At 61.7% G+C, this 14,030-nt stretch carries 13 protein-coding genes; 10 read left to right on the top strand and 3 right to left on the bottom strand.

The features are described 5' to 3' along the window. Nucleotides 1-113 precede the first annotated feature (113 nt). The 4 genes from KSS97_RS22100 (at nt 114) to KSS97_RS22085 (ending at nt 3,513) form a co-directional block, all read left to right on the top strand. A complete protein-coding gene (locus tag KSS97_RS22100; RefSeq protein WP_217860164.1) occupies nt 114-1,208 on the top strand; it encodes a serine hydrolase domain-containing protein in 1,095 nt (364 codons plus the stop codon). Next, nucleotides 1,205-1,513 carry an amidase gene (locus KSS97_RS22095; protein WP_217860163.1) on the top strand — a complete coding sequence of 103 codons (309 nt, stop codon included), beginning with the start codon at nt 1,205-1,207 and terminating at the stop codon, nt 1,511-1,513. The genes KSS97_RS22100 and KSS97_RS22095 overlap by 4 nt, the downstream gene beginning before the upstream one ends. A 250-nt stretch (nt 1,514-1,763) precedes the next feature. Then, entirely contained in the window at nt 1,764-2,354 is a 591-nt protein-coding gene (locus KSS97_RS22090) for a YceI family protein (RefSeq protein ID WP_198797108.1), read from the top strand. 1 nt (nt 2,355) lies between these two features. Beyond that, nucleotides 2,356-3,513 (top strand): phospholipase D-like domain-containing protein, encoded by a 1,158-nt coding sequence (locus tag KSS97_RS22085; protein WP_217860162.1) that lies wholly within the window; start codon nt 2,356-2,358, stop codon nt 3,511-3,513. A gap of 129 nt (nt 3,514-3,642) precedes the next feature. Here the strand turns inward: KSS97_RS22085 and bglX are convergent, their stop codons facing one another. After that, nucleotides 3,643-5,934, bottom strand: a complete 2,292-nt coding sequence (gene bglX / locus KSS97_RS22080; RefSeq protein ID WP_030138455.1) for a beta-glucosidase BglX — start codon at nt 5,932-5,934, stop codon at nt 3,643-3,645. Nucleotides 5,935-6,195: 261 nt separating this feature from the next. On the opposite strand from bglX, the gene KSS97_RS22075 reads away from it, so the two are divergent. The 5 genes from KSS97_RS22075 to KSS97_RS22055 all read left to right on the top strand — a co-directional run bounded on the left by KSS97_RS22075 (nt 6,196) and on the right by KSS97_RS22055 (nt 10,545). Continuing rightward, on the top strand, nt 6,196-6,804 hold the full coding sequence (locus tag KSS97_RS22075) for a LemA family protein (RefSeq protein WP_030138456.1): 609 nt from the start codon (nt 6,196-6,198) through the stop codon (nt 6,802-6,804). A gap of 107 nt (nt 6,805-6,911) precedes the next feature. Then, nucleotides 6,912-7,661 carry a TPM domain-containing protein gene (locus tag KSS97_RS28560; protein WP_198797109.1) on the top strand — a complete coding sequence of 250 codons (750 nt, stop codon included), beginning with the start codon at nt 6,912-6,914 and terminating at the stop codon, nt 7,659-7,661. A gap of 28 nt (nt 7,662-7,689) precedes the next feature. Beyond that, a complete protein-coding gene (locus KSS97_RS22065; protein WP_217860161.1) occupies nt 7,690-8,307 on the top strand; it encodes a TPM domain-containing protein in 618 nt (205 codons plus the stop codon). A 226-nt stretch (nt 8,308-8,533) separates the two neighbouring features. Then, nucleotides 8,534-9,760 carry a class I SAM-dependent methyltransferase gene (locus tag KSS97_RS22060; RefSeq protein ID WP_217860160.1) on the top strand — a complete coding sequence of 409 codons (1,227 nt, stop codon included), beginning with the start codon at nt 8,534-8,536 and terminating at the stop codon, nt 9,758-9,760. 203 nt (nt 9,761-9,963) lie between these two features. Beyond that, entirely contained in the window at nt 9,964-10,545 is a 582-nt protein-coding gene (locus KSS97_RS22055) for a DJ-1/PfpI family protein (RefSeq protein ID WP_030138460.1), read from the top strand. 14 nt (nt 10,546-10,559) lie between these two features. On the opposite strand, the gene KSS97_RS22050 is transcribed toward KSS97_RS22055, so the two are convergent. Further along, complete coding sequence (locus KSS97_RS22050) at nt 10,560-11,579, bottom strand: DUF4917 family protein (protein WP_217860159.1); 1,020 nt, start codon at nt 11,577-11,579, stop codon at nt 10,560-10,562. Nucleotides 11,580-11,721: 142 nt separating this feature from the next. Between KSS97_RS22050 and yiaY the strand changes: the two genes are divergently transcribed. Beyond that, nucleotides 11,722-12,870, top strand: a complete 1,149-nt coding sequence (yiaY, locus tag KSS97_RS22045; RefSeq protein ID WP_030138462.1) for an L-threonine dehydrogenase — start codon at nt 11,722-11,724, stop codon at nt 12,868-12,870. Here yiaY and KSS97_RS22040 read toward each other — a convergent pair. After that, entirely contained in the window at nt 12,867-14,030 is a 1,164-nt protein-coding gene (locus KSS97_RS22040; RefSeq protein WP_217860158.1) for an MFS transporter, read from the bottom strand. The two genes, yiaY and KSS97_RS22040, sit on opposite strands and share 4 nt — an antisense overlap.

Raw genomic sequence — 14,030 nt, 5'->3', positions numbered from 1 at the left:
AGCTGACACTCTGCTATCGCGAGCAAGCTCGCTCCCACAGGGGGCCACACACGCCTCGAAATTGTCATCAAGTCTGAATAGGCTCTGAAGGTTCAATCCTGCGAGCCCCGCGAATGTCCAAAGGCTGGTTCCTGATCCCGCTGTTGCTGCTCAACCTGAACGCCCAGGCCGAGGATTGGCCCGGTGAGCAATGGTCAAGCAGCCCGCCCCCCACGGGGCCGGCCATCGAAGCCCTGGAGCAATACGCCTTCGTACCGAGGGACGACGCTACCCGCCAAGGCATTCGCACCGACGCGCTGCTGGTGATCCAGGACGGTCGGTTGGTCTACGAACGCTACGCCGGGCCGACCACCGCCCAGACCCCGCACCTGACCTGGTCCATCAGCAAAAGCCTGCTGGCGACAGTATTCGGCGTGGCCTACGGTGAAAAACGCTTTGCCCTGGATGACCCGGCGGCCCGGTACTACCCGCCGCTGAAGCGACACCCGGGCATGACCCTGGCCGATCTGTTTCATTGGGCGTCCGGCCTGGACTGGCAAGAAGACTACGAATACGCGCCGCTCAATTCTTCGGTCGTGGCGATGCTCTATACCCGCGGACGCCACGACATGGCGGCGTTCACCGCCGGGCACGACAGCTTCAGCCCGCCCGGCCAGGTGTTCCGCTATTCCAGCGGCGACAGCAATCTGCTGGCGGCAGCGCTTAAATATATCGTCGGCCCGGCGAGCTATGCCGATTATCCCTGGACAGCCTTGTTCGATCCCTTGGGCATCCGTCACGCGACCTGGGAAACCGACGCCAGCGGCACGTTTGTCGGTTCGTCCTATGCCTATCTCACGGCTCGGGACCTGGCGCGTGTCGGCCTGTTGATGCAACGGGATGGCCGTTGGGGCGATCGACAATTGATTCCCAAGGATTGGATTGCGTTCAGCCGCGAGCCGTTCACCCGCTTCCAGGCCGGTCAGGACGAAGCCGTGCCCGGCGGACACTGGTGGCTCAATCGCGCCGCTGACCGAACGATCCGCCCGTGGCCGGACGCGCCACCCGATACCTTCGCTGCTCTTGGGCATTGGGGCCAGGCGCTGTACATCATTCCCAGCGCCAGGTTGGTGATCGTGCGCTACGGCGACGATCGCGACGGCAGCTATCGTCACAACGAATTGCTCAAGCGCGCCATGGCGGCTTTCGCCGGGACGGTGCAGCCATGATGCGCAAAGTGTCGCTTACCTTGATGGCGGTGCTGCTGGTTGCCCTGTTCGGTTGGGTCTGGCAGGAGCGGGTGGCGTTGCGCGCGTTTCCCGGCGTCATCAGCGCCTATACCGCCAAGGAATATTGTTCGTGCCGCTATGTAATGCAGCAACCGGCCGAATATTGCCGGGGTTATGTGAAGCAGTCGGTGCCCACCAACGATTTTCTCGACACACCTGAAGCCAAGCGCATCACCGTCAGCGGCTTGGGGCGCAGCCACAGTGCGCGGTGGATTGGGGAGCGACAGGGGTGTCGGTTGGAGTAATCCAGAAACGACGCGAACCCTGTGGCGAGGGGATTTATCCCCGCCGGGCTGCGTAGCGGCCCTATAGCTGAACTAAGTTTCTCCCTAATGCAATGCTTCGCCTGTTTTGGGGTTGCGGCGCAACCCAGCGGGGATAAATCCCCTCGCCACGAAAGCTGGGCGATTTCTGGTTGTTGTTGCTACAGACAGTTTGCAAGCGCCCTCGGCCCGGTTAAGGTTCGCCACAGGTTTATCTGCCCCCCGAGTCTGTATGTTCAAGCGGTCTTTCTCCCACGTTGTCACCACCTTGCTGCTGGCCTGCGCCGCGCTGCCGGCCGAGGCCGATTGGTATCTGGACGGCGAGTCGTCGCGGCTCTCTTTTATCAGCAGCAAAAACGGCAATGTCTCCGAGGTCCAGCGTTTCCTCGTGCTGCACGGCCAGGTCCAGCCCAAGGGCCTTGCGCGATTGGAGGTCGAACTCGAATCCATCAACAGCGGCATTCCCCTGCGGGACGAGCGCATGCGCGCCGAGTTGTTTGAAATCAAGCAGTTCGCCGAGGCCACCATCACTGCGCAGCTCGACCTGATACCGATCCAGGATTTGGCCAATGGCGCGCAACTGGAACTGCGCCTGCCGGTGACGGTGGATTTGCATGGCAAGCAGCACGAATACAACGTTCAACTGCTGGCGACGCGCCTGGACGAGCGTCGCTTCCAGGTCGTGACCCTGGAGCCAGTCGTGCTCAACGCAGCGGATTTCGATCTGGCGCCGGGTTTGGAAACGCTTCGAACATTAGCCGGATTGTCGGCCATCAGCCTGTCGGTGCCGGTGAATGCGGTACTGATCTTCACGGCGCGCTGACATGAGCGGCCCGGTATTCCCTTGGCGCGAAGGCAATCGCTTCGAGCTGTTGATCGACGGTCCGCAGTTTTTCCCGCGCATGCTGGTGGAGATTGCCCGCGCCCAGGAACAGGTCGAACTGGAGTTGTACCTGGTGGAGGCGGGCGCTTGCGCCGAGGCGATGGTCCAGGCCCTCGTCCAGGCCGCCGAACGTGGCGTTCGCGTGCGCTGCCTGTTCGACGACTACGGCAGCCTGGCGTTTACCCTGGGCCTGCGCAATCGCCTGGTCCAGGCGGGTGTGGAACTGCGTTTCTACAATCGCCTGAGTTGGCGCCGTTGGGTGCGCAATCTCTACCGCGATCACCGCAAGCTCCTGCTGGTCGACCAACGCTTGGCGGTGGTCGGTGGCACCGGGGTTACCGATGAGTTCTGGAACCCCTTGGATGACCACAGTGACTGGCATGAAGTGATGGTGGAAATCGTCGGTCCGCTGGTGCTCGATTGGCAGTTGCTGTTCGACCGCCAATGGCTCGCCAACCGCCATCGACGGGCCTGGAAACCGGCGTCCAATTTTGGCCTGCCGCGCCTGCCTCGGGTTCCGCCGGTCGGCGAAGGCATGGGCCGGGTGGCGTATGCCGACGCCCGCCAGCACCGCGACATCCTGCAGTCACTGTCCCGGGCATTGAACAGCGGCCAGAAACGCATCTGGATGGCTACGCCGTATTTCCTGCCGACCTGGAACGTGCGCCGCTCGCTGCGCAAGGCCGCCGCGCGGGGCATCGATGTGCGCCTGCTGCTGACCGGCCCGCGCACCGATCATCCGTCCGTGCGTTACGCCGGCCATCGCTATTACCCGCGCCTGCTCAAGGCCGGGGTGAAAATCTACGAATACCAACCCTGTTTCCTGCACTTGAAAATGGTGCTGGTGGACGATTGGGTCAGCATCGGCTCGTGCAATTTCGACCACTGGAACCTGCGCTTCAACCTCGAAGCCAATCTGGAGGCGCTGGACTCCGGGTTGAGCAAGGCCGTGGCGGCCAGTTTTGAACGGGACTTCGAGCAGAGCCTGCAAGTGAGCCTCGACGCCTGGCAGCGCCGGCCATTGTGGAAGCGGTTCAAGCAAAGGGTGTGGGGATTGGTGGATCGGGTGGTGGTGAACTTGCTGGATCGGCGGGGCTAACCATCCACCGCAAAACCAATGTGGGAGCGAGCTTGCTCGCGATGGCGGCCTGACAGTCGATGATGCGGTGACTGATGAGGCCTCATCGCGAGCAAGCTCGCTCCCACAGGGTATTTCAGTGTTGCTGGATCAGAGCAGCTCAAAGCTCTGCTGCTTCACATCCTGGGAATCCAGGCCGATCTGCACGTTGAACTTGCCCGGTTCCGCGGCGTACTTGAGCTGGGCGTTGAAGAACTTCAGGTCGTCTTCGGTGATGTCGAAGTGGATGACCTTCTTCTCGCCGGCCTTGAGCATCACCTTGCGGAAGTTTTTCAATTCCTTCACCGGCCGGATGATCGAGCCGGTCACGTCCTGAATATACAGCTGCACCACGGTTTCGCCGTCACGGTCGCCGGTGTTTTCCAGGGTGATGCTCGCATCCAACTTGCCGGTCTTGTTCAGCGTGGTGGACGACAGGGCCATGTCCGACAGGCTGAAGGTCGTGTAGCTCAGGCCATAGCCGAACGGGTAGAGCGGGCCGGTTGTGTCGTCGAAGTACTGCGAGGTGTAGTTGCCTGGTTTGCCCGGTGTGAACGGTCGACCGATGCTCAGGTGGTTGTAGTAGGTAGGAATCTGCCCGACGGAGCGTGGGAAGGTGATCGGCAACTTGCCCGAAGGGTTGTAGTCACCAAACAGCACGTCCGCGATGGCATTGCCGCCTTCGGTGCCGCTGAACCAGGTTTCCAGGATCGCATCGGCCTGCTGTTTTTCTTCCAGCAGCGACAGCGGACGGCCATTCATCAGCACCAACACCAACGGCTTGCCGGTGGCCTTCAGGGCCTTGATCAGTTCGCGCTGGCTGGCCGGGATATTCAGTTCAGTGCGGCTCGACGATTCATGGGACATGCCACGGGACTCGCCCACGGCGGCCACGACCACGTCCGCTTCCTTGGCGGCTTTAACCGCTTCATCGATCAATACCTGGGCCGGACGCGGGTCGTCCACGACTTCAGGGGCGTCGAAGTTGAGGAAGTTCAGGTAGTCGAGCACTTTCTTGTCGCCGGTGATATTGGCACCACGGGCATAGATCAGCTTCGACTCACCGCCCAGGGCCCGGGCCATGCCGTCGTACACGGTGACCGACAGCGCCGGACGCCCGGCGGCGGCCCAACTGCCCATCATGTCGATCGGCGCCTTGGCCAGCGGGCCGACCAAGGCGATCTTCGCGGTTTTCTTCAGGGGCAGGGTCTGGTTGCGGTTTTCCAGCAGCACCAGGCTGCGGCGCGCCACGTCGCGGGCATCGGCGCGGTGCATGCGGCTGTCGGCGTAGACGTCGGCGGGGTCATCCTCGGCCTTGCCGATACGCAGGTACGGGTCCTTGAACAGGCCCATGTCGTACTTGGCGGCCAGTACTTCGCGGACCGCATTGTCGATGTCGCTCTGCTCGATCTCGCCAGCCTTGAGCAGGCCGGGCAGCTCCTTGCCGTAGAGCGAGTCGTTCATGCTCATGTCGATGCCGGCCTTGATCGCCAATTTGGCCGCTTCGCGACCGTCCCGGGCGACGCCATGCTTGATCAACTCGAAAATCGCGCCGTGGTCGCTGACGGCCAGGCCCTTGAAACCCCATTCCTTGCGCAACAGATCGTTCATCAGCCAGGTGTTGGCGGTGGCCGGTACGCCGTTGATGGAGTTCAGCGCGACCATCACGCCGCCTGCGCCAGCGTCGATGGCGGCGCGGTAGGGCGGCAGGTAGTCCTGGTACATTTTCACCGGGCTCATGTCCACGGTGTTGTAGTCCCGACCGCCTTCCACGGCGCCATACAGGGCGAAGTGCTTGACGCTGGCCATGATGCTGTCGGCTGCGTTCGCACCGCTGCCCTGGAACGCCTTGACCATCACCCCGGCAATGCGCGACACCAGGTAGGTGTCTTCGCCGAAGCCTTCTGAAGTCCGGCCCCAGCGAGGGTCGCGGGAAATATCGACCATCGGTGCGAAGGTAATGTCGAGGCTGTCGGCCGCCGCTTCCTTGGCTGCGATGCGGCCGGAGCGGTAGATGGCATCCATGTCCCAGCTCGAGGCCAGGGCCAGGGGAATCGGGAAAATCGTGCGATGGCCATGGATCACGTCATAGGCGAAGAACATCGGGATCTTCAGCCGGCTGCGCATGGCCGCGTCCTGCATCGGACGGTTTTCATCGCGGGTAATGGAGTTGAACGTGCCGCCGATGTTGCCGGCGGCGATTTCCTTGCGGATCATCTCCCGGGGCATTTCCGGGCCGATGCTGATGAGGCGCAGCTGGCCGATCTTTTCCTGAAGGGTCATCTGTTTCATCAGGTTGCTGATGAAAGCGTCCTTGTTCTCTATGGGGGCTGGCGGGTTGTCGGCTAATACGGATTGACTGGCCAGGGTGACAAACAGGCCCAGCAAACACAGCTTCTTCATGAATAGTTTTCTCGCAAGCCTAAAGGGCGGTGATCAGTACACGCCGGTCAGCCTAAATGTGAGGAGCGGCTATTGTTGTTCGGGTGTTATCCAATTAAATGCAGCACACTTTCGAACCTGTGGCGATGAACTTAGTTTCGCACCGCGCATCTTTTAGCCCATAGACCCGATTCGATCCAGTGCGGCGGCGATTATGCCCCAGACACCGGCAAGATAGGTGGCGGTGTTTTGTTAATGCAATGCAACGGAGAGCTTCACCTGATGAATCCACGACTGAACCACCGCAGCGGCCTGCAACTGCTGGCCCTGATGCTGTTCACCACACTGCTGGCCGGTTGCGGCATCAACAACATCCCGACGCTGGACGAACAGGCTAAGGCGGCCTGGGGCCAGGTGCAGAACCAGTACCAGCGCCGCGCCGACCTGATTCCCAACCTGGTGGAAACCGTCAAGGGTTATGCCCAGCATGAGCAGGAAACCCTGACGGCGGTGATCGAAGCGCGGGCCAAGGCCACTTCGATCCAGGTCGATGCCAGCACTCTGGACAATCCGGAAAAACTCAAGCAGTTCCAGCAAGCCCAGGATCAGTTGAGCGGCGCATTGAGCCGCTTGATGGTGGTGTCCGAGCGCTACCCGGACTTGAAGGCCAACCAGAACTTCCTGGCCTTGCAGTCGCAGCTCGAAGGCACCGAGAACCGCATCGCCGTGGCCCGTCGCGACTTCATCCTGGCGGTGCAGAAATACAACACCGAAATCCGCACCTTCCCCGGTCGCCTGTGGCACAGCGTGATGTACAGCGACTTGCCGATCCGCGAGACCTTCGAGGCCACCAGCCCGAATGCCGAAAAAGCGCCTGAAGTGAAGTTTTGAAAAAACTGTGGGAGCGAGCTTGCTCGCGATGGCGGCCGCACATCCAACATTGATGCAAACTGATCCACCGCTATCGCGAGCAAGCTCGCTCCCACACAGGAGTTCTGATGCGAGTGTTGAAATTTGGCCTGGTGCTGTTGCTCTGGGTCTTTGCCATCACGGCCCAGGCCGAATTGAGCTTCCCGGCATTGACCGGGCGGGTGGTGGACTCCGCCCAACTGCTCGACCCGTCGGTCCGCGCGCAACTCGATGGGCAACTCAAGGCCCATGAACAGGCCACCGGCGAACAGGTGGTCGTCGTCACGCTGGCCAACCTCCAGGGCGCCAGCATCGAAGACTTCGGCTATCAATTGGGCCGCCACTGGGGCATCGGGCAGAAAGACAAAAACAACGGCGCGCTGCTGATCGTCGCCCGCGATGATCGTAAACTGCGCATCGAAGTGGGTTATGGCCTGGAGGATCGTCTGACTGATGCCCAGAGTTCGGTGATCATCAACCAGGTAATCACCCCGGCGTTCAAGACGGGCAATTTCAACAAGGGCATCAGTGACGGCGTGGCGGCGATGCTCGTGGTCCTGGGCGGCAGTTCCCTCGATGAACCGGCAGCCGCGTACAACGCGGGTGAGCAGGACGAGAGGGATTTCGTCGAGCGCCATCCGGGGCTGTTCATCTTCCTGGCGATGCTTTTCATCCTGACGATATTCGTCTGCCAAGTGCTCGGTATCCTGCCCAGCGGCGGCGGTTCCGGTGGTAGCAGTTACAGAAGCGGCGGTGGTGGCTTCGGTGGCAGCGGAGGCGGTGGCTTCAGCGGTGGTGGCGGCAGTTTCGGGGGCGGCGGTTCGTCGGGCGGCTGGTGAGAACAATAATGAGCGGGCTTTTTCAAACATGGCATTACTGACTGAACACGAACAACACAAAGTGGCCGAGGCCATCGCCCGGGTCGAGCGCGACACCGACGCCGAGCTGGTCACGGTGCTTGCCGCCCGCGCCGATGACTACGCCTACATCCCGTTGCTATGGGCCAGCCTGCTGGCACTGGTGGTCCCCGGCGCCTTGCAGTACCTGACAGGTTGGCTGACCCTGCACAGTCTGCTGTGGGTGCAGTGGGGTAGTTTCATCGTGCTGTGCCTGGTGTTTCGCATGCATGGCATCACCACGCACCTGATCCCTCGCTCCGTACGCCACTGGCGGGCTTCCAACCTGGCGCGCCGGCAATTTCTCGAACAGAACTTGCACCACACCGTGGGCAGCACCGGCATGCTGATCTTCGTCTGCGAGGCCGAGCGCTATGTGGAGATTTTGGTGGACGAGGGCATTTCCAAGCGACTCGACAATACACATTGGGATGCGATTGTCGCGGCGTTCACCCAGCAGGTTCGCCAAGGCCAGACGTTGCAGGGTTTTGTGACGTGCATCGAGGCCTGCGGCGAATTGCTCAAGGAGCACGTACCGGTGACCCATGCGCGTAATGAACTGCCGAATCGGTTGGTGGTGTTGGGCTGAGTGTCTGCCGGACACCGTTGTGGCGAGGGGATTTATCCCCGTTGGGGGCGTAGCCCCCTTTAGCCGACAGCCGGTTATGGGTCGAGATCTGTTGTCTGATTTGGGTCTGCTGCGCAGCCCAACGGGGATAAATCCCCTCGCCACAGGAAATTCCCCGTGCCCTGGCACCCCATCCCCCCTAAAATACCCGCCATTCCCGATCCGCCCGCCCCGAGGCTGCTTCTCCATGTCCGTCACTGCAACTCCCGCCCGTCCCGCGCCGGATCACCACGCCCAGTTCATCGCGCTGCTGCAAGCCAATCTCGAGCAGAACGCGTTCATCAAGCTGGTGCTGGCCAAGTACGTCGGTGACGAAACCGATCTGCAGCGGCTGATCATCAAGCAGCTCACGGTCAAGGATCAGCCTTGCCTGTCCTTCGTCTATCGCTACAAGACCCGCGACATCACCAAGAATTTCCCGCTGGCCGAAGGCGTGGATACCATCGCCGCGCTGTTGCCGGCTTCGTTCAAGAACGCGCATCTGCTGGCGATCACCGACGAGGCGCAATTGGAGTACAGCAAGAAGGGCAAGAGCTCGCTGTTCAAGAGCAAGCCCCAGCAATTGCGGGAGGTGCCATCGACCGAGCACAACCGCGAGAAGAACCGCTTCCTCGACTTGAGCCGGCCATTCCTGGCTGACCTGGGCGTGACTAACCACAAGCACGAACTGATTCCGGCGATGTCGCGCAAATGGAAGCAGATCAACAAGTTCATCGAGGTCTTCAGCCATGCACTGACGTCTTCGCCGCTGGCCCTGGACAAGCCGGTGCGGGTCTCGGACTTCGGCTCGGGCAAGGGCTACCTGACCTTCGCCATCCACGATTACCTGCGCAACACCTTGCAGGCCGAAGGCGTGGTGACCGGGGTCGAGTTGCGCGAAGACATGGTCAAGCTGTGCAACGAAGCCGCCGCGCGGCTTGAGCACCCGGGCCTGAGCTTCCAGCATGGCGACGTGCGCAGCGTGGCGCCGAGCGCGGTGGATGTGATGATCGCCTTGCACGCCTGTGACATTGCCACCGACTACGCCATCCACATGGGCATCCGCTCGGGCGCCTCGATCATCATGTGCTCGCCGTGCTGCCACAAACAGATCCGCCTGCAGATCCAGAGCCCGGCGCTGCTCAAGCCGATGTTGCAGTACGGCTTGCACCTGGGCCAGCAGGCGGAAATGGTCACTGACAGCTTGCGGGCGTTGTTCCTCGAAGCCTGCGGCTACGAGACCAAGGTGTTCGAGTTCATTTCCCTGGACCACACCAACAAGAACAAGATGATCCTCGCAGTCAAGCGTGCCGAACCGGCGGATCCCGCCGAACTGCTCGCCAGGATCGAAGAACTCAAGGCGTTCTATCACATCACCGAGCACTGCCTCGAAACGCTGCTGCGAGCGGATGGCTACCTCGCCGCACAGCACTGACCTCTTGTGGGAGCGAGCTTGCTCGCGATGAAACGATAACGCGGTGTGCCTGAAACACCGCATCGCCTGAATCGCGAGCAAGCTCGCTCCCACGAGGGGCAGAGGTACAGCCCGTCAGGTAATCAGCGCTTATCCCTCACCTACCGATGTACCGGTCTACCTTTAAAGCGTCCACCCTCACGCATTCCAAAGGAGCCCAGTCCATGGCCGCAAAGAAAATCCTCATGCTGGTCGGCGATTACGTCGAAGATTATGAAGTCATGGTGCCGTTCCAGGCGTTGCAGATGATCGGCCACACGGTGCATGCCGTGTGCCCGGATAAAACGGCTGGCCAGACCGTCCGCACCGCGATCCATGATTTCGAGGGCGACCAGACCTACAGCGAAAAACCGGGGCATTTGTTTGCCCTCAACCATGACTTCGCCAAGGTCCTGGCCGCCGATTACGATGCGCTGCTGGTGCCGGGCGGTCGCGCTCCGGAATACCTGCGCCTGAATGAAGAGGTCCTGCAACTGGTGCGTGATTTCGATCTGGCCGGCAAGCCGATCGCCGCGGTGTGCCACGGTGCGCAATTGCTCGCGGCGGCGGGCATCCTGGAAGGCCGCGAGTGCAGCGCCTATCCGGCGTGTGCCCCGGAGGTGCGCTTGGCCGGCGGGACTTTCATCGATATTCCGGTAACCGAAGGTCACGTCCAGGGCAACCTGGCCACGGCACCGGCCTGGCCGGCGCATCCGAACTGGTTGGCGGGGTTCCTGACGTTGCTGGGCACGGCGATTACCCTGTAGACGTCACCGGGAGACTACACCTCAACCGGCACTGCCAGCTTCGGATCGCCCAGCGGATGACTCTTGGCATCGAAGAAGCGCAGCTCAATGTCCAGGCCTTGGAATAGCTTGGCGTAATGCCGTTTCTGGTGCTGGATAAAAGCCTGGCTGCGCGGGTAGATCGAGATGGCCAAGGTTCTCGGCGCGGCCTGGCGCAGGGCATCAACGATGTGGCTGTCCTGCTCGCCCAGGGCGTGGCCGAACAGGCACAGGTTGTCGCCGTGCTGCAGCAACTGGTCGTAGCAGAACGACAAGTAGTCACTGCTGCGGATGGTCTTGAGTTTGTCCTGGCTCGGGCCTTCGTTGATGAACAGTGGGACATCATCGAGGGTCTTGAGGGTGTTGTTGATGGCGAAACTGCCCAGCAACGTACCCTCGGTGGAGGTGAGCTTGCGTGCCGTGCCGTCCTGGTTGCGCACCAGGTGCAAGCCACCGTGCAAGTACAGCAGGCGTGGTTTATCCGTGTTGGCCTGGCTCAGGTCGAAGCTGTGATCGGCTCCCAGGAACAGGTCGGTGACGGTGTCGGGAGCGTGCTGGATCGCCCAGTAGCTCAGCAAATCGTAGTTGGTCGTGAACACCGTGCGGTAGCGGCCCAGTTCCTGGTTGAGACGTTGCAGGGTCGACGCTTGCACCAGCCGCCAGGGGATGTGCATGGCGTGCACGGCGTTGATCAACGCTTCCTTGATCGCGTAGTAGCGATTGCGCGGCGCGGCGGAGCTCACCGCCAGGGCCTTGTTGACCCGGCTGGTGGTTTTCAGCGCACCCAGCACCTGCTCGAAACTGCGGGTCTGCAGCGCATCGAACACGCTCAGCTCCGACGGACTGAGGGGTTTTTCCTCGACGGTACGGGCGTTTTCGAACAACGAGTCATAGCCGAAATCGTCCCACACGGCGCGGCTGGCGCCGTTGCCTACCAACAGGCCGCTGAAGGCCGTGTCGGCGCGCAAGGTCTCCCAATCTTCGAGCCGGGCGTCGTATTCCTGGAAATCGGTCATTGCGAAAGTCATCTCAAAACGTGGCAAAGGCAGGGCGTGACTTTATCACGACCCAGTCTTGAGCCAGATCAAGATACGTTGTGACCAGTCGGTCAATCCTGTACGCCCCTGCCGATCCGGCCTCTTTCAGGAGCGTGTCCCCATGAGCAGCACTTTTTTCATTCCCGCCGTGAACATCATGGGCCTGGGTTGCCTCGACGAGGCGATGACCGCCATCCGCAACTACGGCTTTCGCAAGGCACTGATCGTCACCGACGCGGGGTTGGCGAAGGCCGGCGTGGCCTCCAAGGTGGCCGAGTTGCTGGCATTACAGGATGTCGACGCCGTGATCTACGACGGTGCCAAGCCCAACCCGAGCATCGCCAACGTTGAACTCGGGCTCGGCTTGCTGAAGGAAAGCCGCTGCGATTTCATCGTGTCGCTGGGTGGTGGCTCTCCCCATGATTGCGCCAAGGGCATCGCGTTGTGCGCGACCAATGGCGGGCAGATCCGCGACTACGAAGGCGTCGACCGCTCCAGCAAGCCGCAACTGCCGCTGATCGCCATCAACACCACGGCCGGCACCGCCAGTGAAATGACCCGTTTCTGCATCATCACGGACGAGACGCGTCATGTGAAAATGGCCATCGTCGACCGCAACGTCACGCCGCTGATGTCGGTCAACGACCCAGCCCTGATGGTGGCGATGCCAAAAGGATTGACCGCCGCGACCGGCATGGATGCGCTGACCCATGCGATCGAGGCTTATGTCTCCACCGCCGCCACGCCCATCACCGACGCCTGCGCCCTCAAAGCGATTACCTTGATCAGCAACAACCTGCGCCTGGCCGTGCGTGACGGCAATGACTTGGCCGCACGGGAGAACATGGCTTACGCGCAGTTTCTGGCGGGGATGGCATTCAACAATGCTTCGCTGGGTTTCGTGCATGCGATGGCGCATCAGTTGGGCGGCTTCTATGACTTGCCCCATGGCGTGTGCAACGCCGTGTTGCTGCCCCATGTGCAGAGTTTCAATGCCGCGGTCTGTGCCGTCCGGCTGACGGACGTAGCCCATGCCATGGGGGCCGATATTCGTGGGTTCAGCCCTGAAGAAGGTGCGCAATCCGCCATCGCGGCGATTCGCAGCCTGGCCGTGGATGTGGACATTCCAGCGGGCTTGCGTGAGCTGGGCGTGCGCCTCAATGACGTGCCGGTACTCGCCGCCAACGCCTTGAAGGATGCCTGCGGCCTGACCAACCCGCGAGCGGCGGACCAGCGCCAGATCGAGGAAATTTTCCGCGGCGCGTTCTAAGTGGCCCGAGGCGGCATGAACCTGACGCACAACATCGCCGCCATCGCCAACAGCGTGCACAACAGCGCCAATGGCCAGGCCTGTTGACTCAACAACAGGCTGGCCAAGGCGCCGATCGCGGAGGCCATCAACTGGTGCAGGAAACCGCTCAGTGCCATGGCGTATGCGCCGGCGACTGGCGAGCCCTCGTTCGCCAATGACAGGCTGATGGGGTAGTTCAACGACTGGCCGAACACCGCGAAGCAGTACGGGAGCCAGAACAGCAGGGCAACACTGCCCAATGCAATGCTTCCCGTCAGCATGGTCACGCTGCCGCCCAGCACGAGCGCGATGCCCCAGCCCATCAGTCGACGCTGGCCGGTGCGTAGCACGAATGCATTCACCGCCAACGCGCCGAGCAGGTACGCCGCGCTGATCGGCCAGCCCAACAGGCCGTATTCGATGGCGGACCAATGGAAACTTTCCTGCAGGATCAGCGGCGCACCGGTGTTGAAGGCGATGATCACGCCATACCCCAGCCCACCTGCCAGTGCAGGTAGCAGAAAACCGCGATGCCTGACGATTTGGCCGTACACGTGCCACGCCGATTGCCCACTGTTTACTTCGGTCAATATCGGAAACCGGGCCCTGGACACCGCCGCTGCCATCACCAGGCTGACCGCACCCAAGCCCAGGAAAATCGCCTCCCACCCGAACGCGAGCTGGATCAACGAACCGAGGTACTGGCCGATGCCGAGGGCAACCACGAAGGCGATCGATATCCACGACAGCGCCTTGGCCAGCACGCCGCCGCTGAACGTGTCGCGGATCAACACCCGCGCCATCACCGAAATACCGCTGGCACCGATGCCCTGGATCAACCTGAACGTCAAGAACGCTTCCAGTGACGTGCCCAACGGCAAGGCCAGGTTGCCCAGGCCGTACAGGACCAATGCCGCAAGCAAGACGGGTTTGCGCCCGAGCCGCTGGCTCAGGCTGCCCCATGACAGCATGGGCAGCGCCATGCCGATCAGGTAGACCGACAATCCCCACGACACCTGGGCCGCATTGGCCTTGAGGTCCAGGGCAATGTCAGGCACGGCCGGCAGGTAGATGCTCATGCCCAGTTGTGCGAGGAAAACGGTGGCGCAGGTGACGATCAGGGTTGTGCGGTTGTTCAT

The organism is Pseudomonas alvandae, from assembly GCF_019141525.1.
Taxonomy (GTDB): Bacteria; Pseudomonadota; Gammaproteobacteria; order Pseudomonadales; family Pseudomonadaceae; genus Aquipseudomonas; species Aquipseudomonas alvandae.
The sequence above is the reverse complement of the archived record's forward strand: the minus strand, read 5'-3'. Positions and strand labels throughout refer to the sequence as shown.

Excerpts from the sequence above, each read along its gene's own strand:
- KSS97_RS22100 (WP_217860164.1), top strand. The coding sequence starts at position 114 with ATGTCCAAAGGCTGGTTCCTGATCCCGCTGTTGCTGCTCAACCTGAAC.
- KSS97_RS22095 (WP_217860163.1), top strand. The coding sequence starts at position 1,205 with ATGATGCGCAAAGTGTCGCTTACCTTGATGGCGGTGCTGCTGGTTGCC.
- KSS97_RS22090 (WP_198797108.1), top strand. The coding sequence starts at position 1,764 with ATGTTCAAGCGGTCTTTCTCCCACGTTGTCACCACCTTGCTGCTGGCC.
- KSS97_RS22085 (WP_217860162.1), top strand. The coding sequence starts at position 2,356 with ATGAGCGGCCCGGTATTCCCTTGGCGCGAAGGCAATCGCTTCGAGCTG.
- bglX (WP_030138455.1), bottom strand. The coding sequence starts at position 5,934 with ATGAAGAAGCTGTGTTTGCTGGGCCTGTTTGTCACCCTGGCCAGTCAA.
- KSS97_RS22075 (WP_030138456.1), top strand. The coding sequence starts at position 6,196 with ATGAATCCACGACTGAACCACCGCAGCGGCCTGCAACTGCTGGCCCTG.
- KSS97_RS28560 (WP_198797109.1), top strand. The coding sequence starts at position 6,912 with ATGCGAGTGTTGAAATTTGGCCTGGTGCTGTTGCTCTGGGTCTTTGCC.
- KSS97_RS22065 (WP_217860161.1), top strand. The coding sequence starts at position 7,690 with ATGGCATTACTGACTGAACACGAACAACACAAAGTGGCCGAGGCCATC.
- KSS97_RS22060 (WP_217860160.1), top strand. The coding sequence starts at position 8,534 with ATGTCCGTCACTGCAACTCCCGCCCGTCCCGCGCCGGATCACCACGCC.
- KSS97_RS22055 (WP_030138460.1), top strand. The coding sequence starts at position 9,964 with ATGGCCGCAAAGAAAATCCTCATGCTGGTCGGCGATTACGTCGAAGAT.
- KSS97_RS22050 (WP_217860159.1), bottom strand. The coding sequence starts at position 11,579 with ATGACCGATTTCCAGGAATACGACGCCCGGCTCGAAGATTGGGAGACC.
- yiaY (WP_030138462.1), top strand. The coding sequence starts at position 11,722 with ATGAGCAGCACTTTTTTCATTCCCGCCGTGAACATCATGGGCCTGGGT.
- KSS97_RS22040 (WP_217860158.1), bottom strand. The coding sequence starts at position 14,030 with ATGAACAACCGCACAACCCTGATCGTCACCTGCGCCACCGTTTTCCTC.